Origin of the sequence: Campylobacter sp. CNRCH_2013_0898h, from assembly GCF_025772965.1 — a bacterium.
GTDB lineage: Bacteria > Campylobacterota > Campylobacteria > Campylobacterales > Campylobacteraceae > Campylobacter_D > Campylobacter_D lari_D.
The window spans coordinates 15,989-37,340 of record NZ_JAKMTD010000011.1 but is presented as its reverse complement, the minus strand read 5'-3'; the positions used below and the strand labels follow the sequence as shown (position 1 = coordinate 37,340).

Genomic DNA, 21,352 nt, shown 5'->3' with positions numbered 1-21,352 from the left:
AATTTTTAAAATTGAAAGTTTGAAAAAATGATAAAATATTGTAAAAACTTATAAAGAAAGTATAAAATGAGATGTAAGCATTGCCAATTAAGCTTTAAACAAGAACAAATGATAGAAAAAAATGGAAATTATTTTTGTTGTAAAGGCTGTGAAAGTGTATATGAAATTTTACAAGAGAATAATTTGGAGGAATTTTATGAAAAACTTGGTAATCAAACTTTAACCCCAATAACAATAGAATATAGTATTAAAGACTATGAAAAATACATACAAAAAACAAAAGAAGGCTTTAGTGAGGTTTTTTTACTGATAGAAGAAATTCATTGTGCGGCCTGTGTTTGGCTTAATGAAAAAATTCTCATTAAAAGCGAAGGAGTGATAGAAGTTGATATTAATTCTATTACCCATAAAGCTAGAATTGTTTTTGATGAAAAAAGTATTAATCTAGTAAAAATTATCCAAAATATAGAAAGCATAGGCTATAAAGCTAGTGTGTATTTACCTACAAAAAATGAACAAAGAGCAACTCAAACCAAAAGAGATTTTTATGCAAAATTAATAGTTGCTATAGCTTGCGTAATGAATATCATGTGGATATCTGTAGCTAAATATGCTGGGTTTTTTAGTGGCATGGAAGCTGATATTAAAGATATTTTACATTTTGCTGAATTTTTACTTTGCACTCCTGTACTTTTTTACACAGGTTCGATTTTTTATAAAAATGCCTATTATGCTTTGAAATTTAAAAATGTTAATATGGATACTTTGGTAATTAGTGGAGCAAGTTTAGCTTATATATATTCAGTGTGGGCAATGTTTTCAAGAGCTTCACAGGTATATTTTGACTCTGTGGCGATGATTATTTGTTTTGTTTTTATAGGAAAGTATTTAGAGCTTTTAAGTAAGAAAAAAGCCCTTGATACGCTCGATCATTTGAGGTCATTTTTAGGTAATGAAGTAAGGGTGTTAAAAAATGAAAAAATAGAAAATATCGATGTAGAAGAGGTGCAAATAGGAGATATTATAGAGTTAAAAGAAGGCGATAGGGTTTTAATAGATGGAGTGTGTATTAGCGGTAATATTAGTTTAGATATGTCTAGTTTAAGCGGAGAGAGCTTACCACTTGATGTGCAAAAAGATGATATGATTTATTCTGCTTCTTTAGTTTTAAGCGGGAATGCTTTATATAAGACAAATGCTCTTTATAAGGATTCTAAATTAGCTAGGATTATTGATTTACTTGAAAATTCAAGTGCTAAAAAAGCCAAAATAGAAAAAATGGTGCAACAGGTAAGTAAGTATTTTTCGCCTATTATTTTAATTTGTGCTTTGTTGTGCTTTGTTTTTACTTTTTTTGTACTAAATTTAGGTTTTGAAGAAGCCATGATACGCATGGTTTCTGTGCTAATCATAGCTTGTCCATGCGCTTTGGCTTTAGCTACACCGGTGAGTTCTTTAGTAGCAATTAGCACTGGTTTGAAGGAAAAAATTTTATTTAAAGAAGCAGGTGTTGTGGAGGATTTGAGTAAGTGCAATGTGGCTGTGTTTGATAAAACAGGGGTTTTAACAAAGGCTAGTTTAGAGGTTAAAAAAAGCTTTTTGGATGAGAGGTTAGATAAAAATGAATTATTAAATTTCTTACACCTGACTAACCACCCAGTGGCTAAAAGCATTTTGAAATTTTTAGATGAAAAAATTGATAGCAGAATAGAATTTGAAAAAGTTCAAAATTTTCAAGCAAGAGGTTATAAAGCCTTTTTGGGTAAAGATGAATTTTTAGGAGGAAATGAGAAATTTTTCAAAGAAAATCATATGCAAGTACAAGAATTTCAAACTACGCATTTTATATTTGCTAAAAATAAAACTATATTAGCAGTTTTTGAATTAGAAGATAGTATGAGAGAAAGCTCTGAAGAGTTGATCGAATTTATGAAAGAATGCAAAATGCAAATTTATATGTTAAGTGGTGATAATTTATCTGCTGTGAGTAAGGTAGCTGAAAAATTAAAAATAAATAATTTCAAAGCCTCATGCATGCCAGAAGATAAGATGCAAACAATAGCTAGGTTAAATCAAACAGGTAAGGTTTTAATGGTAGGAGATGGGGTAAATGATGCTTTAGCACTTTCTTATGCAGGTGTTGGGGTTTCTTTAAAAGAAGGTTCTGAGCTTGCTATGGAAAATAGTGATATTATATTGTTAAAAAACGACTTAAAAAGCTTGCAAAAGGCTATACAAATAGCTAAAAAAACTTATCAAATTATTAAACAAAATTTAGCTTTTTCTTTATTTTATAATGCCTTGAGCATGCCTTTAGCTTTTTTTGGTTTGATTAATCCTTTAATTGCAGCTTTATCAATGTCTTTTAGTAGTATAATAGTGATTTTAAATGCTTTAAGGATTAAAAAATGAATGGTGTTTTAATGATGATGATAGGTGTTTCTATGGTTGCTTTATTTTTGGCAATTTGTGCTTTACTTTGGGGGATCAAAAATAAGCAATTTGACGATGATTATAAATTTACTACTTTAAATGATAGCGAAGAAGCTTTAAATGATGCAGTAATTTTGGAAAAAAGAAAAAAAGAAGCTTTGGAAAAGAAAAATCAAGAAAAACAGCCATAAAGGCTGTCAAATTATTTTTTTAAGCTCTCGATGTATTCTTCAATTGCTTTAAAATCTGCTTCTGTTAAACCTTTAAGGTTAATCTTCATGATTGCACCTTGGCCATAAGCATTTCTTTTACCTGCTGCATAATCTTTCATGTATTGTAATCTTTCAGCTGCAGTTAAAGTATTTAAAGCAGGAACTTTGTTAAGATAAACTTTATCTGCTTTAGCACCATGACATACTGCACATTTTTTATAAAGTGTAGCACCATCCGCAGCAAAAGCTGAAACACTAAGACATGCCAAAGCTGATAAAACAAGTAGCTTTTTCATTGTATCACTCCTATATAAATTGAAAATAAAATGTTTTTAATTATATGCTTTTTTTATTTAAAGTCGCTTAAAAAACTTTTTTACTTGATAAATTATAAAATCTTAAAAAAAATTCATTATAATTTTTTCATGAAAACAAAGGCGTTATTTTTAGATAGAGATGGGATTATTAATATAGATAAAAAATATGTTCATAAGATTAGTGATTTTGAATTTTGTGATGGTATTTTTGAACTTTGTGAATTTTTTCAAAAGCAAAATTTTTTAATTTTTGTAGCTACTAATCAATCAGGTATTGCAAGGGCTTATTATAATGAAAAAGATTTTGAAATTTTAAGCTCATATATGCTAGGTGAGTTTTTGAAAAAAGGCATTAAAATAGAAAAAATTTATCACTGCCCTCATTTAGAAAATTGTGAATGCCGTAAGCCAAAACCTGGCATGCTTTTAAAAGCACAAAAAGAATTTTATATAGATTTTTCACAATCTTTTTTTATAGGGGATAATTTAAGTGATATGCAAGCTGGAATCAATGCTGGTATAAAAAATCTATTTTTGATTAATGAAAATTATAATGATAATAAAAACTATAAGGTCTTTAAAAATTTAAAAGAACTTTTGTATTATTTAAAGGATAGGAAATGAAAATTGTGATAACAGGTGGAGCAGGTTTTATAGGCTCTGCTCTTGCTCTAGAACTTCAGGATAAACATGAGGTTTTGATTGTGGATAAAATGCGATCAAGTGCTACTTTTGAAAATGGAAATTTAGAAAGTTTTGGTCATTTTAAGAATATTTTAGATTTTGAAGGTGAGCTTTATGTGGGCGATATTAATGATGAAAAAACTTTAAAAGTTATAAAAGCTTTTAAACCTGATGTGATCTTTCATAAGGCCGCAATTTCAGATACAACTGTTTATGATCAAAACAAAGTTTTAAAGACCAATTTAAACACTTTTAAAGATTTTATAGAACTTGCTTTGGAACTTAATGCAAAATTAATCTATGCAAGTTCAGCCTCAGTTTATGGAGATGCTCCAAGCCCGCAAACTGTAAATTTAAGTGAAGCCCCTAAAAACCCTTATGCATTTTCAAAATTAATGATGGATAAATTAGCAAAAAAATACTTTAATAAAATGCATATAGTTGGGCTTAGATATTTTAATGTATATGGCAAGGGAGAATTTTTTAAAAATAGCACTGCTTCTATGATTTTGCAATTTGGACATCAAATTTTAGCGGGTAAAAGTCCGCGTTTGTTTGAAGGAAGTGATCAAATTTATCGTGATTTTGTGTATATTAAAGATGTTGTGAGTGCAAATTTAAAAGCTTTAGAAGCAAAAAGTGGAATTTATAATGTAGCTACAGGTAAAGCAAGAACTTTTCAAGATATAGTAGATATTTTGCAAAAAGAATTAAACACTAATTATCCTTGTGAGTATATTCCTAATCCTTACAAAAATTCTTATCAATTCCATACTCAAGCAAAATTAGATGAGAGTTTTTCATATAAAGCTAAATTTAGTCTTGAAGAGGGTGTAAAAGATTATTTAGATGAGATCAAAAGGCTTTATGAAAAGGAAGTAAATGTTTGATTTTTTAAGTTCTAAAAAGCCAAAAATTTTAGTTGTCGGGGATTTTATGGTGGATCATTATATATGGTGTGATTGCACTAGAATTTCTCCAGAAGCTCCTGTAATGGTGATGAAATCACAAAAAGAAGATAAAAGACTAGGTGGAGCTGGTAATGTATATGCAAATTTAAAAAGTCTTGGTGCTGAGGTTTTTGCTCTAGGACTTGTGGGTGATGATGAGAGTGGGAAGTTTTTAAAAGAGAATTTAAATGCAAAATTATTAGTAGAAAAGAATAGAAAAACCCCTCTTAAGAGTAGAGTTTTATCACATTCTCAGCAAGTTTTAAGACTTGATGATGAGAATGATTTTGATACTAAATTAGAAGATGAAATTATCCAAGAGTATAAAACAATCGCAAAAGATTATGATGCGATTGTTTTGAGTGATTATGCCAAAGGGATTTTAACTTCAAAAGTAACAAAAGCTTTGATAGAGCATGCAAATACTTTAAATTTACCTATTTTGATTGATCCAAAAGGAAGTGATTTTAGTAAATATCAAAATGCAACCTTGCTAACTCCAAATAAAAAAGAAGCTATTCAAGCTTTGGGTGTAGAAAAAATTGATAATTTAGAAAAAGCTTTGAAAAAATTAAAAGATGATTTAAATTTAGCTTATTCTATTATAACTTTATCTGAAGAAGGAATAGCACTTTTTGATGAGAAATTACATATTATTCCCGCAAAAGCTTTGGAAGTTTATGATGTAACAGGAGCTGGAGATAGTGTTATAGCTATGCTTGCTTATGCTTTAGCCTTAAAAGTTGATATCGTAAAAGCATGTGAGTTAGCAAATGATGCAGCAGCTGTTGTGGTAGCAAAAGTAGGAAGTGTGAGTGTAAGTTTAGAAGAGATTAAAAATCTAAAAAAAGCTTCTTTTGAAGATAAAATTAAAAGCAAAGAAGAGCTTGTGAAGTTGATACAAAATCAAAAAGTAGTTTTTACCAATGGATGTTTTGATATTATGCATTATGGTCATATAAAATACCTTGAAAAAGCTAAAAAACTAGGAGATATCTTAGTTGTAGGTTTAAATTCAGATGAAAGCGTAAAAAGACTAAAAGGAAACTCAAGACCTATAAATTTAGAATTCCAACGCGCATGTATGCTTGCGAGTATGTATTTTGTAGATTATGTAGTGATTTTTAATGATGATACTCCTTATGAACTGATAGAGTTTTTAAAGCCTGATGTGCTAGTTAAAGGAGCTGATTATAAAGGCAAGGAAGTAGTGGGTTCAAATTTAGTAAAAAAAGTAGAATTAATTGACTTTGAAGATGGATTTAGTACTACTAATATAATTAATAGGATTGCAAATGATAAATAAAATTGAAAAGGAATTTATTCAACATCAAAAAACTTTAGAGCAAAGTTTGAATTTAAAAGAGCAAATTGCTACGGTTGCTCAAGAATTAAAAGTGTGCTTGAAAAGTGGTGGGAAAATTTTAATTTGTGGAAATGGTGGAAGTGCTGCAGATAGCCAACATTTTGCAGCTGAACTTAGTGGAAGATATAAAAAAGAAAGAAAGGCTTTAGCTGCTATTGCTCTAAGCACTGATACTTCTGCTTTAAGTGCTATAGGAAATGACTATGGTTTTGAATTTGTTTTTTTAAGACAAGCAATAATGATGTATTGATTGGAATTTCTACTAGTGGAAAAAGCCCAAATGTGATCAAAGCTTTTGAAAAGGCCAAAGAAATTGGCACTAAATGTATAGGGCTTAGTGGAAAAGGTGGTGGAGCGATGAATGCATTATGTGAGCATAATATAGTCGTCCCAAGTGATGATACGACCAGAATTCAAGAAATGCATATTTTAATCATACACTGCTTGTGTGATCTAATAGAAGAAGAATATTAAGTTTGGGTTATTTTCCCAAACTTAAATAATATTCAATTTGATCTTTTTGTAAAATTCTAATTAAATTTGTACTTCCTGCAACACCTACTGGAAATCCTGCAGTAAGAGTGTAAACCCCATCTTTTTTCATAAGGCCTTTTTCAACTCCAAGTTTTACAGAATTGCTTAAAAGTTCTGTTAAATTTTCATGCTTTTCTATCAATATAGCAGGTTGAACTCCCCAGACTATACTTAAAAAATTTAAAGCTTTTTTAGAATGAGTAATAGCTATGATATCCATTTTTGGACGATACCTTGCTGTTTTAACCGCAGAAGCACCACTGCTTGTAATGGTAAAAATTGCATTTGCATTTAAATCAGTAGCTAATTGTGTGCTTGATTTGGCAATGATATCAGTTTCGTTAAAGCATTTAAAATTTTCAAATTTTTCATAAGGATAGTTTTTTTCTGTTTCAATGATAGTTTGAGTCATAATATCAACTGCATTTGCCGGATCAATCCCCACCGCACTTTCTTCGCTAAGCATAACCGCATCAGTGCCATCAAGTACAGCATTAGCAACATCTGAAATTTCAGCTCTTGTGGCAGTTTTTGATTTTGCAAGCGAAAAAAGCATTTGAGTGGCAGTGATTACAGGTTTATTGGCCTCATTAGCTTTTTTAATGATGAGTTTTTGTATATTTGGTACTCTATAATAAGGCACTTCAATGCCTAAATCTCCTCTTGCTACCATTATACCATCGCTACTATTTATAATTTCATCGATATTTTCAACAGCATCAAATTTTTCTATTTTTGCAAAAATAGCAATTTTGGCATTATTTTCATCAAGTATTTTTTTAACTTCATCAATATCATGAGCATTTTGCACAAAAGATATAGCTAAAAAATCAACATCGTTTTTAATGCCCCATGCAAGATCATCTTTATCTTTTTGAGTTATAACATCGATATTGATTTTTGTATTTGGAAAATTAATTCCTTTATTTGAACTAAGCACCCCGCTATTTTCTACTTGGGTTTGGATAAAATCTTTTTCAACTTGTATAACTTTAGTTTTAATAGAGCCATCACAAAGATAGATGTATTCTCCCACTTTTAGCATAGAAAGAATTTCGGGATGATTAATACAGACTTTATAATGTTCATTAGAAAGTTTTTCTCCTTCAAAAGTATCCTTGTAAAAGTCTAGTCTATCTCCACTTTTTAGCTCAAAAGCTTCTGGAATTTTTAAGGTTCTAATTTTTGGCCCGCTAATATCTTGTAAAATTCCAATCCTTGCATTAAGTTCAGCTGCTACTTTTCTAATGGTGGCTAGATTTTGACTATGATATTCATGAGTTCCATGTGAGAAATTTAAGCGAAAAACATTCACTCCATTAATAATCATTTGTCTTATTGTAGTTTCATTTTCACTTGCTGGCCCAATTGTTGCGACTATTTTTGTTTTTTTTAACATTTCCTATCCTTTTTATAGCAGTTCACTAGTAAATAAATCTTCATTAAAATTAGCACCCAAATATTGACAAATAAGTTTTGCATCTCTATAACCATTACCAAGACAACTCGTAGCACCTGGGCTTGGTGTCATATTAAAAATTATACCCGGAATTTCAGTGATGCTAGCCTCTCCAAGCATTAATTCTCCTGCTTTTTTATCAAGCACTTGAGGTCGCACTCCTCCAAAATTTTTAGCATAGTAAATATCATCTGTTTTTAAACTAGGAACTATTTTTTTAGCATCTTTTACAAAAAGTTTTTTGTTGATATAAGGAATTTCAAATAAATAATTATAAAGAATATAATTTCTAATAGTAGAATCTTTAAAAAGATTAAAACAAATTTTAATTACATTCATATCAAGATTAAGTGTTTTAAAAAATTCAGGTAAAGATTTAAAGCCATGGTATCTTTCTAGCATAGGAATAACTAAAGCAGTAGGACCAAAACGGGTGTTCATGTTAGTTAGTAAATCAGGATCGCCATGTAGTGCAGCAAATGGGAGTTTTGGATTTTGCACCATATAAACCTTACCATTTAAAATTTTTCTTTTTGCCATGTAAAAACTTCCTGCAACAGGAAAGCAAGATTTGTCTAAACCTATACCCATTTTATGTGCTAAAAATAATGAGTGTGCGCCTGCATTGACGATAATGGATTTTGCACTATATTCTTTAAAATCTCTTGTTTTTATATAAAAAATATCATCTTTTTTTTCTATAAACACAACTTCTTGATTGTAAGCAACATGAGTATCTTTACCTTGTTTACAAGCTTGCTCTATGAGATTTTGACTCATAAGTCCAAAATCTACTGTGGTATAAATTTCACCTTCTTCTACACCCATAGCTACTATATTATCCGCCCTATCATTGACACCATCTTCACCTAAAACAACATTTGGTTCTATTTGTTTGATTTCATTTTTTGTGTAAAATTTAATATAAGGATATAATTCTTTAAATTCTTCATATCTATTTTTCATATATTCACATTCTTTTTCCCCAACTGCAAGTGCAAGTTTTTGGTGTGAATACATGAATTTATTTTGTGCATTTTGCAAGAGCCCATATTTTACAATCATATCTGCTGTTTTTTTAACTTTTTTTGCTTTTTCCAAGGTATAGTTAGTTTCTATATCACCGCAGTGGATGGTTTGTGAATTACTTGTGCTGTGACTATTTAATGTTGCAGCGTTATTGTATTTTTCTAATAATGCAATACTTTTAATATCAGTATATCTTGCTAATTCGTAAAATGCTGCAGCACCAGAAATCCCACCGCCAATCACCACGGCATCAAAGTGTTTTCGATCCATTATCATCAATTCCTTTTGTGTATGTTTGATTTTGCTAATAATATCAAAATATAGTTGTTTTGAGTTTAAATAAAGCTTATAATTGAAAAGCCAAAGATATGGTTAATCTTTTAAAGTATAAAATTTTCACAAACAGCTTTTTTCATACCTCTAAAAATCAAAAATTTATCATAAATTGCATAATCAAAAAAATTTGCAAGAAATTGCCCATCGCCACCTGTGAAATATAACTTTTTATCATATGCACTATCTTTTATAAGTAAATATATACTTTTAAAAACTCCATAACTTAAGGCATCAATAGTTCTTTGGGGAAAGGCATCAAAGTTTATTTGAGTGTTAAGTTCGTGTTTTAAGCGAGAAGAAATACTAGCAAAAGATTTTTTGTAGCTTTCAATACCAGGCAGGATAAATCCTCCAAGATGGATTGAATTTGAAACAATATCCACAGTTATTGCAGAGCCAGCATCAACTACTACCCCATCTTCTATGGTATAGCAAGCTGCTATTCTATCAACTCCTAAATTCTTATAAATAGTATCAAAATTAAAATATGGAGCAAGGTTAATAAATAAAGGATTTTGCTTTAATCTTTGCTCTAAATTTGGATTAACATTGATGTAAAACACTTTTTGTGTCGGCTCATACTGTAAAAATTGCTCTATGCTCATAGAATGAAATTTTTGCTCATTTAAAAAACTTGCAGTTGTATTGCCAATATCACACAAAAGCATAATTTTGAATTCCTTTGGTGAATAAATATTCTTTTGCTTTTGAGCAAATTAGAGACTGATGAAAAATAAAATGATTTTTAAATTTTAAATTTAAAATTTGACTTATGTTTTGAAAAATATTTTCAAATTCTAAACCATCTTTTTTTAAAATCTTACTTTTTGCAAAAGAAAATAAAAATAAACAATATTGTTTTTTTGTATTTTCTCCATAAAAGCAAATTAGTTTTTTCTTTTTGCTAAAAGCATGGATATCCAAAGAATTAATATTTTTTAAAATAATTCCATGCTTAATAAGAATATCGCTTAGTTCTTGATTCATTTTAATTTAATTGTAAAACTTTATTGTGATAGAAAAATTTACCATTAGCCATAAAACTTTTTTTATCAATAGCTTCATTTAATTTATATACGGTAAAATCTTTCAGATTTGTATTTAATTTAATTAAATAGCCAGTTTTTTCAAATACATACAAAGAATCATTATATAATGTGCTTTTGGAAAATAAAGCAAATTGAAATTTTATTTCATTAATTTTTCTAAGATTATAATCATTTTTGATAACTCTTCCATCTTTTGTTAATATAAAAATTTCTTTATCATTAATATTTACCTCTTTAATGTTTTCGTTTAGGTATAAAGTTCTATTTGGTGTTACAACGATGATTTTTTGTGCTGTTGCGGCAACCATTGTATCGTTTTTAACATGAAGATAGATGATATTATTAAAAAATTCTTCACTACTTACTAAAATTTCTTTACTAACTTTTAGTGTACTTTTGTTAAGTATGGCTAATTTTCCATTAAGCATAGGGTATATGATAATGGTATTTAAAAAATAAGGATTAGCATAGCGACTATCTTGAGCATAAGCAGTGCCTAAATTTTGTAGCATTCTTATACCAAGATTTTTATTAGCATACACTAAAGTATTACTTGCTAAAATCAAAGCTATATCATCCCCATCTACATTAGCACTTACTACACTTTCGTTAAATTTATGAGAAAATAATTCTTCACCTTGTAAATTTAAAATTTTAAAATTCCCATCATTATCAGCTATAAGAATTTCTTCTTGACGGATATTTAAAATATTATAGTTTTTATCTATTTTTAAAGCAGTAATATTTCCTTTATTGTCTATGAAAGTATTATTGTTTAACTGAGCAATGTTGTTGTTAAAATTAACTATTTTTCCATTAATATTTTTAGAATTATAAGGAAGTTGTTCTAGTTGTGTTGGTTGATAGTATTCCCTTTTAGTGCCACAAGCACTAAAAAATATTAAAGTAATAATAAATAAATAAAAATGCTTCATTTTATTCCTTGATAGTGTTTTAAGCTTGTGATGATTTGCCATAAAGGAGAATTTATAGGTATTTTATTAAATTCAACATCTGCGTTTTTAAAATCATTTTGTTTTAAAAATTCAAAACCTATTAATAGAGTATTATAATCTTTTAGAAAATCTGATTTTTGATTATTTTGGGCAAGCACTATTTGTTTTAACAAAGGATCTATATTAAGACTCAAGGTTTGATTAAGATCTTGATTATTTTGACCCATAATATATATGGTGTATAAATTTGCATTTTTTTGCTTTAATTCCTCAATTAATTTTTGATCTGAAGGATTTTTTAACAGATTATTAAAAATGATATTACTTTCTTGGATATTTTTTTCTTGTTTTATATTATAAATATAACTTCCACTAAAATAAAGAACTAAAAGAGTAATAAGAGCAATAAAATAATATTTGTATTTTCTTATAAAGCGTTCTGATTTGATAAAATTTTCCATCATTTGCTCTTGAGAGCTTAATTCTTCTTTTACTGCTTTCAAATTTTCTTTTAAAGCCATATTTTTCCTTTATTAATATAAAAAATGTTATTTTGTAATTTTAAAGTCTATAATTGTAACATATAAAAATGAAAAAATAAATTATTTTATGTTATAATTTTCAATCTAAACCAAAGAGTTTTATAAAATTAAAATTAAGGTAAATGATGCAAATTGATGATAAATTATTAACTAAACTTGAAAAGCTAAGTGCTCTAAAAATAGCAGATGAAAAAAGACAAGAATTAGAAGAACAATTAAGTCAAATTGTTAATTTTGTAGAAAAATTAGATGAATTAAAACTTGATGATATAGAAGCCATGACTAGCACAACAAATGGTGGAACCTTATTGAGAAATGATGAGAGTAAAAAATCTGATGTGATAGATACGATAAGTAAGCATGCTCCAAATTCTCAAGATGGATTTTTTATAGTCCCTAAAATAATTGAATAAAATATTTGGAGTTTAGCGTAGATGGAAAATTTTTCGTGGTTTGATGTTTTTGTTTTAGGTTTGACTGTAATTTTAGGCTTAAAAGGCTTGGTAAGTGGCTTATTTAAAGAAATTTTTGGTTTATTGGGTATAGTTGGTGGGGTTTTACTTGCTTCAAGATATGCTAAAGAGGTAGCAGAGATTATCAATAATAATTTTTATGCAATTGAAAATGAAAATCTTGCTATTTTTGCAGGTTTTTTAGTTTTGTTAATCGTGATATGGATAGCATGTATGGCCTTGGGAAATATATTATCAAAAATGTTTAGCATGAGTGGTCTTGGTTTTATAGATCGTATAGGTGGATTTTTATTTGGAAGTGCTAAAATATTTTTAATTTTTGCAATTTTAGTTGCTTGTATTAATAATATAGAATTTTTAAATTCAAGTTTAGAAAAATATGCAAACAATAGTCATACTTTAAATTTACTTAGAAAAACAGGTGAATTTATAATGAATACTGATTTTACTCAAAATAGTTTAGAAAAAATAGAAGAAAGAATTAAAGATTCTAATATAAGTCTAAATTCGGAGGTAAATAATGCAAATTGAAAATATAGAATATGATGTTTTACTTGAGCGCTTTAAGAAGACACTTAAGGATAATGGCTTAAAATATACCAAACAAAGAGAAGTGCTTTTGAAAACTTTATATAATAGTGATATGCATTATACCCCAGAAAGTTTGTATGTGGAAATCAAGCAAAAAAATCCTGAATTAAATGTAGGAATTGCTACAGTTTATAGAACTTTAAATTTATTAGAAGAATCGGGCATGGCTACTTCTATATCTTTTGGAGCTTCAGGGAAGAAATTTGAACTTGCAAATAAACCTCATCATGATCATTTAATTTGTAAAAGTTGTGGAGAAATAGTTGAATTTGAAAATTCTATTATTGAGCAGCAACAAATGTTAATAGCAAAAGAATATAATTTTAAATTAACAGGGCATTTAATGCAACTTTATGGGTTATGTCCGCAATGTAGTAAAAAATAAAGGTAAAATTAATGTTTGATAATATTTTAGAACAACAAAAAATTCAAAAAGCACAAGAGTTAAAAAAGCTAGGAATTAATCCATATCCACATTTTTTGAAAAAAGAAATGAGTATAGTCGAATATAAAAATAAATTTGCATACATTAAAGATACGGAAAATCAGCGTGATGAAAAAGTATATGGAGTGTTAGCAGGAAGATTAAAACTTCTTAGAATAGCTGGTAAATCGGTATTTGCCAATATAGAAGATGAGCAAGATAATATTCAAATTTATTTTAATCAAAATATTTTAGGGGAAGAATACTTTGCTATTTTAAAAAAATATCTTGAAGTAGGGGATATTGTTTTGGTTAAAGGTTTTCCTTTTATGACTAAAACAGGAGAATTTAGTCTTCATGTTGAGCAAATTCAAATAGCTACAAAAGCCATAGTGCCTTTACCGGAAAAATATCATGGGCTTACTGACATTGAGCAAAGATATAGAAAAAGATACCTTGATATGATCATGAATAGTGAAGTAAGAAAAGATTTTATTTTGCGTTCTAAAATTGTTTCTTACATTAGATCTTTTTTTGATAATAAAGGATTTTTAGAGGTTGAAACACCAATGATGCATCCTATTGCAGGAGGAGCAAATGCAAAGCCTTTTGTGACTTATCATAATGCTTTAGGCGTGGAAAGATTTTTAAGAATTGCTCCAGAATTATATCTAAAGCGTTTGATTGTAGGTGGTTTTGAGGCAGTTTATGAGATTAATAGATGTTTTAGAAATGAAGGAATGGATTTAACACATAATCCTGAATTTACCACAATCGAGTTTTATTGGGCTTATCACAATTATCATGATTTAATGGATTTAACAGAAGAGCTTTTTGCTATGCTTTTGGATAAATTAAATTTAGATAAAAAGCTCGAATTTGATGAAAAAATAATTGATTTTTCTAAACCATTTGAAAGAATTACTTATAAAGATGCTTTGAAAAAATATGGCGGTTTAGATGATGAGCTTATTAATAATAAAGAATTAATTTTAGAAAAATTAAAAAAAGATGGTTTTGAAGCCAATGAAAAATTAGAATTAGGTCATTTGCAAGCTGAACTTTTTGATAATTATGTTGAAGATAAATTGATTAATCCCACTTTTGTAATAGATTTTCCTATTTCTATAAGTCCTTTGTCTAGAAGGAGTGACAAGGATAAGGATATTGCTGAAAGATTTGAATTGTTTATCGCGGGTAGAGAGATTGCTAATGGATTTAATGAGCTTAATGATCCGCTAGATCAATATGAGAGATTCTTAAAGCAAATTGAAGCTAAAAATGCAGGTGATGAGGAAGCATGTGAAATGGATGAAGATTTTGTTAATGCATTGGGCTATGCTATGGCACCAACTGCAGGTCAAGGCATAGGAATAGATAGGCTAGTTATGCTTTTAATTAATAAAAAATCAATTCGTGATGTAGTGCTTTTCCCAGCTATGAGGCCACTTAAAAATGAGGTAAAAGGAGAGTAAATGTTGGAAAATTTTGATAAAGAAATTTTTGATTTAACCCAAAAGGAGCTAGCAAGACAATGTGATGGTCTTGAAATGATAGCAAGTGAGAATTTCACTATACCAGAAGTAATGGAAGTAATGGGGAGTATTTTAACAAATAAATATGCAGAAGGCTATCCTGGTAAAAGATATTATGGTGGATGCGAATTTGTAGATGAAATTGAGACAATTGCTATAGAAAGATGTAAAAAACTTTTTAATTGTAATTTTGCCAATGTACAGCCTAATTCAGGTTCTCAAGCAAATCAAGGTGTATACATGGCATTGTTAAATCCTGGTGATAGAATTTTGGGTATGGATTTAAGTCACGGAGGACATTTAACTCACGGTTCTAAAGTAAGTTCTTCTGGAAAATTTTATGAAAGTTTTTTTTATGGGGTAGAGCTTGATGGGAGAATTAATTATGATAAAGTTAGAGAGATAGCAAAAGAAGTTAAGCCAAAACTTATTGTTTGTGGTGCTAGTGCTTATCCTAGAGTGATTGATTTTGCTGAATTTAGAGAAATAGCAGATGAGGTTGGCGCATATTTATTTGCTGATGTTGCGCATATTGCAGGATTGGTTGTAGCAGGTGAGCATCCTAGCCCGTTTCCCTATGCTCATGTTGTAAGCTCTACAACACATAAAACTTTAAGAGGTCCAAGAGGTGGGATTATTATGAGTAACGATGAAGAAATTGCCAAAAAAATCAATTCTGCAATTTTTCCGGGTATTCAAGGTGGTCCATTAATGCATGTAATTGCCGCCAAAGCTGTTGGATTTAAATATAACTTAAGTGATGAGTGGAAAATTTATGCTAAGCAAATCATTAAAAATACTGCTACCTTGGCTCAAGTTCTAATAGATAGAAAATATGATTTAGTTAGCGGTGGTACTGATAATCATTTAATTTTATTAAGCTTTTTAAATAAAGATTTTAGTGGTAAAGATGCGGATTTAGCTTTAGAAAGAGCAGGTATTACAGCAAATAAAAATACGGTTCCAGGGGAAACTAGAAGTCCATTTGTAACGAGTGGTTTAAGACTTGGAACAGCAGCTTTAACAGCAAGAGGTTTTAAAGAGGAGCAAATTGCTATTGTTGCAAATTATATAGCTGATATTTTAGATGATATACAAAATACAAAACTACAAGAAGAGATTAAAGTTAAACTGAAAAATTTGGCAAGTAATTTTATTATTTATGAAAGGGCTTTATTTTGATTACAACTATGGATTTGGCTTTAATTAAAATGGTTACAAGCCATTATTATATTAAGCGTAATGCTATAATTAACAAATATGAGCATAAAGGTAGAATTTTTTTTGATAAATTCGAAAAAGTAAATGCTCCTTTGACAGCTAATGTTATACAAGAACATATGGAAAAAAAGATTATTGTAGCACACTCTTTGATTAATAGTTTTGATAAGGTTGAAAATATTGTATTTGATTACAATGGTTTTAACGCAGAGCGTTTTTGGCATAGAGCACAGCTTGTTTTAAGGGAAGAAGGTTTTATAAATTTTACTGCCTATAAAACAAGAACTAATAATCATTTGCATTTGTATATCCATAAAGGACATACTACTTTTAATGAAGCATGCTCTTTGGGATCAAAATTATCTTTGCTTTTTTCTCAAAAAATGCCTGTAGAGTGGAAAGTTTTTCCTAGTATGGATATACCTAAGGAATTTAATATTTTAACTTTACCTTATGAGGTTTATCAAAAAGAGCGTGGCGCTTCTTGGTCTAAACATATGTAATTTTTGAAAGGATGAAAAATGGAAGAAAACAACAAAAATGAATTTGATGATATTATCTTGCAAAAAAGCAATAAAAGTGAAAAACTTAAAAAAATTTTACTCAGATCGATTATTTTAATTATTGTGTTTTTGGTAGTAATGATAGCAATGAAGTTAATTAATGATCCAGGCGAGGAAAAATCACTACAAATGCCATCAGAGCCGCAAGAGCAAGCTTCTTATGAAAATAATTTTAATTCTTTGCCTATTACAGATAATACTAAAGAAGAGGATGAATTTGAAGCTTTAGCTAGAAAACTGAAAGAAGAAAGTTCATTGGCTGATGCAAATAATACCATAGAGGAAAAACAGGAAATTCCAAGCAATAGTGTATTAGATCAAATTACATCAACAGAACCAAAAGAAGAACCAGCTAAGGTGGAAGAAAAACAAGAAGAGATTAAGCCTGTAGAAAAATCTATAGAAAAACCAATTCAAAAACCTTCTGAAAAATCAAAAACTAATGTTGTTGAAAAGCCAAAAACCCCAGAGCAGAGCAATGCAAATGAATTGTTTGAGAGTATAAAAACCACAAGTATTCAAACACAACTTCCTGCAGGTGCTTATATTCAAGTTTTTTCTTTAAATAGTCTTGATCCTAAATCAAAAGAATTAAATATACTTAAAGAAAATGGATATGAATATAAAATTTACAAAACAACAGTAAATGGCAAAGAACTTACAAAAGTTTTAGTTGGGCCTTATAAAGAAAGCGAATTAAAAGCTGAATTGGAAAAAGTGCGTTCTAAAATCGCAAAAGGTGCTTTTACTTTTAGAGTAAAATGAAAATTTTCACAGTTATAGGTGATCCTATTGTGCATTCTAAATCTCCAAGAATGCACAATAATGCTTTACAAGTTCTTAAAAAAGACGCAATATATACAAGATACCATTTAAAAAATAAAGCAAAATTAAAAGAAATTATTCAAAAATTTGATGGAGCAAATATTACTATACCTTTTAAAGAAGAAGCGTATAAAATTGCAGATTTTTTTGATGAAAGTGTTATGCATATAGGCTCTGCTAATACTTTGTTAAATAAAAATAACAAAATTTATGCTTATAATACAGATTATCTAGGATTTTTAAAAGCAATTGAAAATTTTTTTTCTATTAAAAATGCTTTGATTTTAGGTGCTGGTGGCACCGCTAAAGCTTTAGCTTATGCTTTAAAATCTATAAATATTGAAGTTGCAATAGCAAATCGCTCTAGTGCTAGATTTGAAAATTTAACCATCTATCCATGTTTTTTATATGATCAACTTGATTTAAATACACAATTTGATTTGGTAATAAATACGACTAGTGTGGGTTTACATGATGAAAGTTTACCTTGTGAAGAAAGGATTTTAAAAAATATTTTTCAAAAAGCTAAGTATGCTTTTGATGTTATTTATAGTAGAGAAACATCTTTTTTAAAGTTGGCACGAGAAAATGGATTAAAAATAAAAGATGGCACGCAAATGCTTTTATGGCAAGGTGTTTTTGCTTTTGAGCTATTTTTAGAGTGTCAAAAAACAGAAGAAATTTATAAAGCCATGGAGATGGCTTTAAAACTTCCTTAGTGACTAAACCAAGATTTGATTTTATCAAACAAGCTCTCTTGTTCTATAAAAGCTTCCTCATTTTCTAAGCCAAAGCTTTTTTCAAGTTGCAATAGTAGATTTTTTTGTTCATCAGTAAGTGTTTTTGGAAATTTTATTTCAATTTGTACAATATGCGAACCAAGTTTTCCATTGTGAATATTTTTAACACCTTCATTAGCTAATTCAAATTTTTGTTTATCTTTTGCACCCACTGGAAGTTTAAGATCAGCCTCTCCTCTTATGGTGGAAATTTTAATTGTCTTTCCAAGGGCAGCTTGGGTAAAAAATACAGGTACTATGGTATATATATCATCATCATGTCTAATAAATTTATTATCATCTTCTACAATGATTTTGATATACAAATCACCTCTTTGAGAAGAATTTGGAAGCTCATTTGCTTTGTTTTGCACTCTAAGACTCATACCGCTATCAATACCTTCTGGTATATCAAGTTCCATATGATCTTTTTTTTCTTCATAACCATTTCCATGGCATGTTTTACACTTATTTTTTATTATTTTCCCACTGCCCTTACAATGATCACAAGTTTGTACAAAAGTCATAAAACCTTGTCTAACACCAACTTGTCCTTTTCCTCCACAATGAGAACAAATATCTTCTTTTCCATTTTCTGATCCACTACCATTGCATATTTTACAAAATGTTTTATAGGTAAAATCAATTTCTTTTTTGCAGCCAAAAACAGCCTCTTTGAAGCTAATCTTTACTGCTATTTTTAAATCATGTGGATATTTATTTCCTCTTTCTTTTTTACGCGTTGAGTTTCCAAAACCAAATCCATCTCCAAAAAAACTTGAAAATATATCCCCTAAATCAACATCTCCAAAACCACCAAAACCACCGGCTTGTCCTTTCAATCCTTCTTTGCCGTATCTATCATATATACTTCGTTTTTCATCATTACTAAGTACTTCATAAGCTTCATTGACAAGTTTAAATTTTTCTTCAGCTTCTTTATCTCCTTGATTTCTATCAGGATGATATTTTAATGCCATTTTTCTATAAGCTTTTTTTATAGTTTCTTTATCTGAAGTTTGAGAAATTTCTAATATTTCATAATAATTAAGTTCCACTTTTTTCCTCTCTTGAAAAATTAATATTATAATTTTAGCAAAAAAATAAATGAATAGTTAAATTATGTGTTATAATATTAAGTTTGTAACATATTTTCACTAATAAGGGGTAGAGATGATTAATGTTTTAATGATCGAAGATGATCCAGATTTTGCAGAGTTTTTAGCAGAATATTTGGCCCAATTTAATATCAAAGTTACTAATTATGAAGATCCATATTTGGGAATGAGTGCTGGTATAAAAAATTATGATTGTTTAATTCTTGATTTAACTTTACCTGGACTTGATGGTCTTGAAGTTTGTCGCGAAATAAGAGAAAAATATAGTATTCCTATTATTATTTCTTCAGCTAGAAGCGATTTAAGTGATAAAATTGTAGGACTTCAAATAGGTGCGGATGATTATTTACCAAAGCCTTATGATCCTAAAGAAATGCATGCAAGAATTATGAGTTTAATCCGTCGTTCAAAACGCGTAAATGAAACTCCTGAAAAAATAATCAATTCAGCTTTTAAAATTGATGAAAAAAGACATGAGATTAGTTACAATGAAGAGGTTTTAATTTTAACTCCTGCTGAATATGAAATTTTAAGTTATATGATAAGACAACATGGATTTTCAGTTAGCAGAGAGCAGCTTGTGTATCACTGCAAAAGCTTAAAAGATAAAGATTCTAAAAGTTTAGATGTAATTATCGGTAGGCTTAGAACTAAGATCGGCGATAGTTCGAAGGCACCAAAGCATATTTTTTCAGTTAGAGGGATAGGATATAAATTAATAGGATGAAAGTAACTATTAATCTTAAGATTACCGTTCTTTTCGCAACGGCTTTTTTGTTTGTTTGTGCTTTGTTTGTGCTCTTGGGTAAGGTTCAGGTTGATTCTTATTTAACCAATGAGCAAAATAGACAAAAAGAAATTGTAGAAAAAATTATATATAATTTAGAAAGAAAAGAAGGTTTTTCAATTCATGATTATCTTCTTTCTAAGTCTTTTAAAATAGTTGAAAATGAACGTAGTGCAAAACATATAGTTGCAAAAGGTGAAAAGGTGCTTAAGGTTAATTCTGCTTACGGTAGTTTTTCTTCTATTATTTACCATAATCAAATTTTTTTTTATGTTGAACAAGTTAATTTAAAGCAGCTTTATGAGCTAAATGCATCTACGCGTTTAGAGTATTTGTTTTTACTAAGTTTCTTTTTTAGCTTGATTTTGATTATATTTTTATATTTTTCTGTTTTAAGATCTTTAATGCCTTTAAAAATTTTAAAAAAGAAAATTAAAAATATTAGTGCTGGAAAAATAGAACCTTTATCCGAATATTCACAAATTAATGATGAGATTTCAGAAATTTCTTTTGAATTTGACCATGCTATTAATAAAATACAAGAATTAGTAAAATCAAGACAATTTTTTTTAAGAATGATTATGCATGAACTTAAAACACCTATTGGAAAAGGTAGGATAGTTTGTGAGATGCTAGACAATCAAAAACAAAAAGACCGCTTAGTAGCGATTTTTGAAAGACTTGAATTATTGATTGATGAATTTGGTAAAATTGAAAAAGTTTTATCTAGAAATTGCCAACTAAATTTGCAAACTTATCATTTGAGCCTAATTTTAGAGCAGGCTGAAGATTATCTCATGAGAGATGATTTTTATCAAAAAGTTAAGATTTCTTACAAAGAAGATACTATGATTGTTGCTGATTTAGAACTTTTTTCCTTAATGCTTAAAAATTTGATTGATAATGCTATTAAATATTCTGACGATAAAGCTTGTGAGATTATATGTTCAGGGGACTATGTAATTGTTAGAAATAAAGGGGTTCAACTTAAAAAAACTTTTGATTATTATTTGAAACCTTTTGTAAGAGAACAAAATACTCAAGTTGAAGGTATGGGATTAGGGCTTTATATTATCAATAATATTTGCAATCTTCATGGTTATAATTTAACTTATAGTTATGAAGATGGTTATCATATTTTTAAGATTGTTTTTTCAAGGTTAAAATGA

At 28.8% G+C, this 21,352-nt stretch carries 23 protein-coding genes and 1 pseudogene; 16 read left to right on the top strand and 8 right to left on the bottom strand.

All coding sequences use genetic code 11. The annotated features are described in order from the left end of the window. The first annotated feature begins 66 nt into the window (after positions 1–66). Positions 67–2,412, top strand: a complete 2,346-nt coding sequence (locus L8X50_RS06985; RefSeq protein ID WP_263660764.1) for a heavy metal translocating P-type ATPase — start codon at positions 67–69, stop codon at positions 2,410–2,412. Further along, positions 2,409–2,624: a cbb3-type cytochrome oxidase assembly protein gene (locus L8X50_RS06980; protein WP_133319850.1), complete on the top strand. Its 216-nt coding sequence runs from the start codon at positions 2,409–2,411 to the stop codon at positions 2,622–2,624. The genes L8X50_RS06985 and L8X50_RS06980 overlap by 4 nt, the downstream gene beginning before the upstream one ends. An 11-nt stretch (positions 2,625–2,635) precedes the next feature. Here L8X50_RS06980 and L8X50_RS06975 read toward each other — a convergent pair whose 3' ends face one another. Next, positions 2,636–2,941: a c-type cytochrome gene (locus L8X50_RS06975; protein ID WP_133319851.1), complete on the bottom strand. Its 306-nt coding sequence runs from the start codon at positions 2,939–2,941 to the stop codon at positions 2,636–2,638. Between the two features lie 129 nt (positions 2,942–3,070). On the opposite strand from L8X50_RS06975, the gene L8X50_RS06970 reads away from it, so the two are divergent. The 4 genes and pseudogenes from L8X50_RS06970 (at position 3,071) to L8X50_RS06955 (ending at position 6,436) form a co-directional block, all read left to right on the top strand. Beyond that, a complete protein-coding gene (locus L8X50_RS06970) occupies positions 3,071–3,586 on the top strand; it encodes a D-glycero-alpha-D-manno-heptose-1,7-bisphosphate 7-phosphatase (protein WP_263660763.1) in 516 nt (171 codons plus the stop codon). Beyond that, on the top strand, positions 3,583–4,536 hold the full coding sequence (gene rfaD, locus L8X50_RS06965; protein ID WP_263660762.1) for an ADP-glyceromanno-heptose 6-epimerase: 954 nt from the start codon (positions 3,583–3,585) through the stop codon (positions 4,534–4,536). Before L8X50_RS06970 ends, rfaD begins: the two co-directional genes overlap by 4 nt. Next, positions 4,529–5,902, top strand: a complete 1,374-nt coding sequence (gene rfaE1 / locus L8X50_RS06960; protein ID WP_263660761.1) for a D-glycero-beta-D-manno-heptose-7-phosphate kinase — start codon at positions 4,529–4,531, stop codon at positions 5,900–5,902. Before rfaD ends, rfaE1 begins: the two co-directional genes overlap by 8 nt. Then, a pseudogene (locus tag L8X50_RS06955) lies at positions 5,892–6,436 on the top strand (D-sedoheptulose 7-phosphate isomerase). The gene rfaE1 and the pseudogene L8X50_RS06955 overlap by 11 nt, the downstream one beginning before the upstream one ends. Positions 6,437–6,443: 7 nt before the next feature. Here the strand turns inward: L8X50_RS06955 and pyk are convergent. The 6 genes from pyk to L8X50_RS06925 form a co-directional block, all read right to left on the bottom strand. Next, positions 6,444–7,895, bottom strand: a complete 1,452-nt coding sequence (gene pyk / locus L8X50_RS06950; protein WP_214114012.1) for a pyruvate kinase — start codon at positions 7,893–7,895, stop codon at positions 6,444–6,446. 12 nt (positions 7,896–7,907) lie between these two features. After that, a complete protein-coding gene (locus L8X50_RS06945; protein WP_263660760.1) occupies positions 7,908–9,254 on the bottom strand; it encodes an FAD-dependent oxidoreductase in 1,347 nt (448 codons plus the stop codon). 110 nt (positions 9,255–9,364) lie between these two features. Further along, positions 9,365–9,988, bottom strand: a complete 624-nt coding sequence (locus L8X50_RS06940) for a type III pantothenate kinase (protein WP_133319858.1) — start codon at positions 9,986–9,988, stop codon at positions 9,365–9,367. Beyond that, positions 9,975–10,307: a hypothetical protein gene (locus L8X50_RS06935; RefSeq protein WP_263660759.1), complete on the bottom strand. Its 333-nt coding sequence runs from the start codon at positions 10,305–10,307 to the stop codon at positions 9,975–9,977. Before L8X50_RS06935 ends, L8X50_RS06940 begins: the two co-directional genes overlap by 14 nt. Before the next feature lies 1 nt (position 10,308). Then, on the bottom strand, positions 10,309–11,304 hold the full coding sequence (locus tag L8X50_RS06930) for a hypothetical protein (protein ID WP_263660758.1): 996 nt from the start codon (positions 11,302–11,304) through the stop codon (positions 10,309–10,311). Continuing rightward, on the bottom strand, positions 11,301–11,846 hold the full coding sequence (locus L8X50_RS06925; RefSeq protein WP_263660757.1) for a hypothetical protein: 546 nt from the start codon (positions 11,844–11,846) through the stop codon (positions 11,301–11,303). Before L8X50_RS06925 ends, L8X50_RS06930 begins: the two co-directional genes overlap by 4 nt. A 146-nt stretch (positions 11,847–11,992) precedes the next feature. Between L8X50_RS06925 and gatC the strand changes: the two genes are divergently transcribed. Genes gatC through L8X50_RS06885 form a run of 8 tightly spaced genes read left to right on the top strand, consistent with a single transcriptional unit; the run spans position 11,993 to position 18,218 of the window. Beyond that, on the top strand, positions 11,993–12,280 hold the full coding sequence (gatC, locus tag L8X50_RS06920) for an Asp-tRNA(Asn)/Glu-tRNA(Gln) amidotransferase subunit GatC (protein WP_133319862.1): 288 nt from the start codon (positions 11,993–11,995) through the stop codon (positions 12,278–12,280). Positions 12,281–12,301: 21 nt separating this feature from the next. Next, positions 12,302–12,871: a CvpA family protein gene (locus L8X50_RS06915; protein WP_133319863.1), complete on the top strand. Its 570-nt coding sequence runs from the start codon at positions 12,302–12,304 to the stop codon at positions 12,869–12,871. Further along, positions 12,861–13,316: a Fur family transcriptional regulator gene (locus L8X50_RS06910; RefSeq protein ID WP_043019516.1), complete on the top strand. Its 456-nt coding sequence runs from the start codon at positions 12,861–12,863 to the stop codon at positions 13,314–13,316. Before L8X50_RS06915 ends, L8X50_RS06910 begins: the two co-directional genes overlap by 11 nt. 11 nt (positions 13,317–13,327) lie before the next feature. After that, a complete protein-coding gene (gene lysS / locus L8X50_RS06905) occupies positions 13,328–14,830 on the top strand; it encodes a lysine--tRNA ligase (RefSeq protein WP_220567169.1) in 1,503 nt (500 codons plus the stop codon). Beyond that, on the top strand, positions 14,831–16,072 hold the full coding sequence (locus L8X50_RS06900; protein ID WP_263660756.1) for a serine hydroxymethyltransferase: 1,242 nt from the start codon (positions 14,831–14,833) through the stop codon (positions 16,070–16,072). Then, positions 16,069–16,614: a DUF1882 domain-containing protein gene (locus L8X50_RS06895; RefSeq protein WP_133319866.1), complete on the top strand. Its 546-nt coding sequence runs from the start codon at positions 16,069–16,071 to the stop codon at positions 16,612–16,614. The genes L8X50_RS06900 and L8X50_RS06895 overlap by 4 nt, the downstream gene beginning before the upstream one ends. An 18-nt stretch (positions 16,615–16,632) precedes the next feature. Continuing rightward, a complete protein-coding gene (locus L8X50_RS06890; RefSeq protein WP_220567171.1) occupies positions 16,633–17,439 on the top strand; it encodes an SPOR domain-containing protein in 807 nt (268 codons plus the stop codon). Beyond that, positions 17,436–18,218, top strand: a complete 783-nt coding sequence (locus L8X50_RS06885; RefSeq protein WP_263660755.1) for a shikimate dehydrogenase — start codon at positions 17,436–17,438, stop codon at positions 18,216–18,218. The genes L8X50_RS06890 and L8X50_RS06885 overlap by 4 nt, the downstream gene beginning before the upstream one ends. Here the strand turns inward: L8X50_RS06885 and dnaJ are convergent. Further along, complete coding sequence (gene dnaJ, locus L8X50_RS06880; RefSeq protein WP_263660754.1) at positions 18,215–19,336, bottom strand: molecular chaperone DnaJ; 1,122 nt, start codon at positions 19,334–19,336, stop codon at positions 18,215–18,217. The two genes, L8X50_RS06885 and dnaJ, sit on opposite strands and share 4 nt — an antisense overlap. Positions 19,337–19,451: 115 nt before the next feature. Between dnaJ and L8X50_RS06875 the strand changes: the two genes are divergently transcribed. Then, positions 19,452–20,123: a response regulator transcription factor gene (locus L8X50_RS06875; protein WP_066006696.1), complete on the top strand. Its 672-nt coding sequence runs from the start codon at positions 19,452–19,454 to the stop codon at positions 20,121–20,123. Next, positions 20,120–21,352 (top strand): ArsS family sensor histidine kinase, encoded by a 1,233-nt coding sequence (locus L8X50_RS06870; RefSeq protein ID WP_220567174.1) that lies wholly within the window; start codon positions 20,120–20,122, stop codon positions 21,350–21,352. Before L8X50_RS06875 ends, L8X50_RS06870 begins: the two co-directional genes overlap by 4 nt.

Bases quoted from the DNA above. Each gene is read 5' to 3' on its own strand.
- pyk (WP_214114012.1), bottom strand. From the start codon at position 7,895: ATGTTAAAAAAAACAAAAATAGTCGCAACAATTGGGCCAGCAAGTGAA.
- L8X50_RS06910 (WP_043019516.1), top strand. From the start codon at position 12,861: ATGCAAATTGAAAATATAGAATATGATGTTTTACTTGAGCGCTTTAAG.
- rfaD (WP_263660762.1), top strand. From the start codon at position 3,583: ATGAAAATTGTGATAACAGGTGGAGCAGGTTTTATAGGCTCTGCTCTT.
- L8X50_RS06925 (WP_263660757.1), bottom strand. From the start codon at position 11,846: ATGGCTTTAAAAGAAAATTTGAAAGCAGTAAAAGAAGAATTAAGCTCT.
- L8X50_RS06900 (WP_263660756.1), top strand. From the start codon at position 14,831: ATGTTGGAAAATTTTGATAAAGAAATTTTTGATTTAACCCAAAAGGAG.
- L8X50_RS06875 (WP_066006696.1), top strand. From the start codon at position 19,452: ATGATTAATGTTTTAATGATCGAAGATGATCCAGATTTTGCAGAGTTT.
- L8X50_RS06980 (WP_133319850.1), top strand. From the start codon at position 2,409: ATGAATGGTGTTTTAATGATGATGATAGGTGTTTCTATGGTTGCTTTA.
- lysS (WP_220567169.1), top strand. From the start codon at position 13,328: ATGTTTGATAATATTTTAGAACAACAAAAAATTCAAAAAGCACAAGAG.
- rfaE1 (WP_263660761.1), top strand. From the start codon at position 4,529: ATGTTTGATTTTTTAAGTTCTAAAAAGCCAAAAATTTTAGTTGTCGGG.
- gatC (WP_133319862.1), top strand. From the start codon at position 11,993: ATGCAAATTGATGATAAATTATTAACTAAACTTGAAAAGCTAAGTGCT.
- L8X50_RS06885 (WP_263660755.1), top strand. From the start codon at position 17,436: ATGAAAATTTTCACAGTTATAGGTGATCCTATTGTGCATTCTAAATCT.
- L8X50_RS06870 (WP_220567174.1), top strand. From the start codon at position 20,120: ATGAAAGTAACTATTAATCTTAAGATTACCGTTCTTTTCGCAACGGCT.
- L8X50_RS06940 (WP_133319858.1), bottom strand. From the start codon at position 9,988: ATGCTTTTGTGTGATATTGGCAATACAACTGCAAGTTTTTTAAATGAG.
- L8X50_RS06930 (WP_263660758.1), bottom strand. From the start codon at position 11,304: ATGAAGCATTTTTATTTATTTATTATTACTTTAATATTTTTTAGTGCT.
- L8X50_RS06945 (WP_263660760.1), bottom strand. From the start codon at position 9,254: ATGGATCGAAAACACTTTGATGCCGTGGTGATTGGCGGTGGGATTTCT.
- L8X50_RS06935 (WP_263660759.1), bottom strand. From the start codon at position 10,307: ATGAATCAAGAACTAAGCGATATTCTTATTAAGCATGGAATTATTTTA.
- L8X50_RS06975 (WP_133319851.1), bottom strand. From the start codon at position 2,941: ATGAAAAAGCTACTTGTTTTATCAGCTTTGGCATGTCTTAGTGTTTCA.
- L8X50_RS06970 (WP_263660763.1), top strand. From the start codon at position 3,071: ATGAAAACAAAGGCGTTATTTTTAGATAGAGATGGGATTATTAATATA.
- L8X50_RS06890 (WP_220567171.1), top strand. From the start codon at position 16,633: ATGGAAGAAAACAACAAAAATGAATTTGATGATATTATCTTGCAAAAA.
- L8X50_RS06915 (WP_133319863.1), top strand. From the start codon at position 12,302: ATGGAAAATTTTTCGTGGTTTGATGTTTTTGTTTTAGGTTTGACTGTA.
- L8X50_RS06985 (WP_263660764.1), top strand. From the start codon at position 67: ATGAGATGTAAGCATTGCCAATTAAGCTTTAAACAAGAACAAATGATA.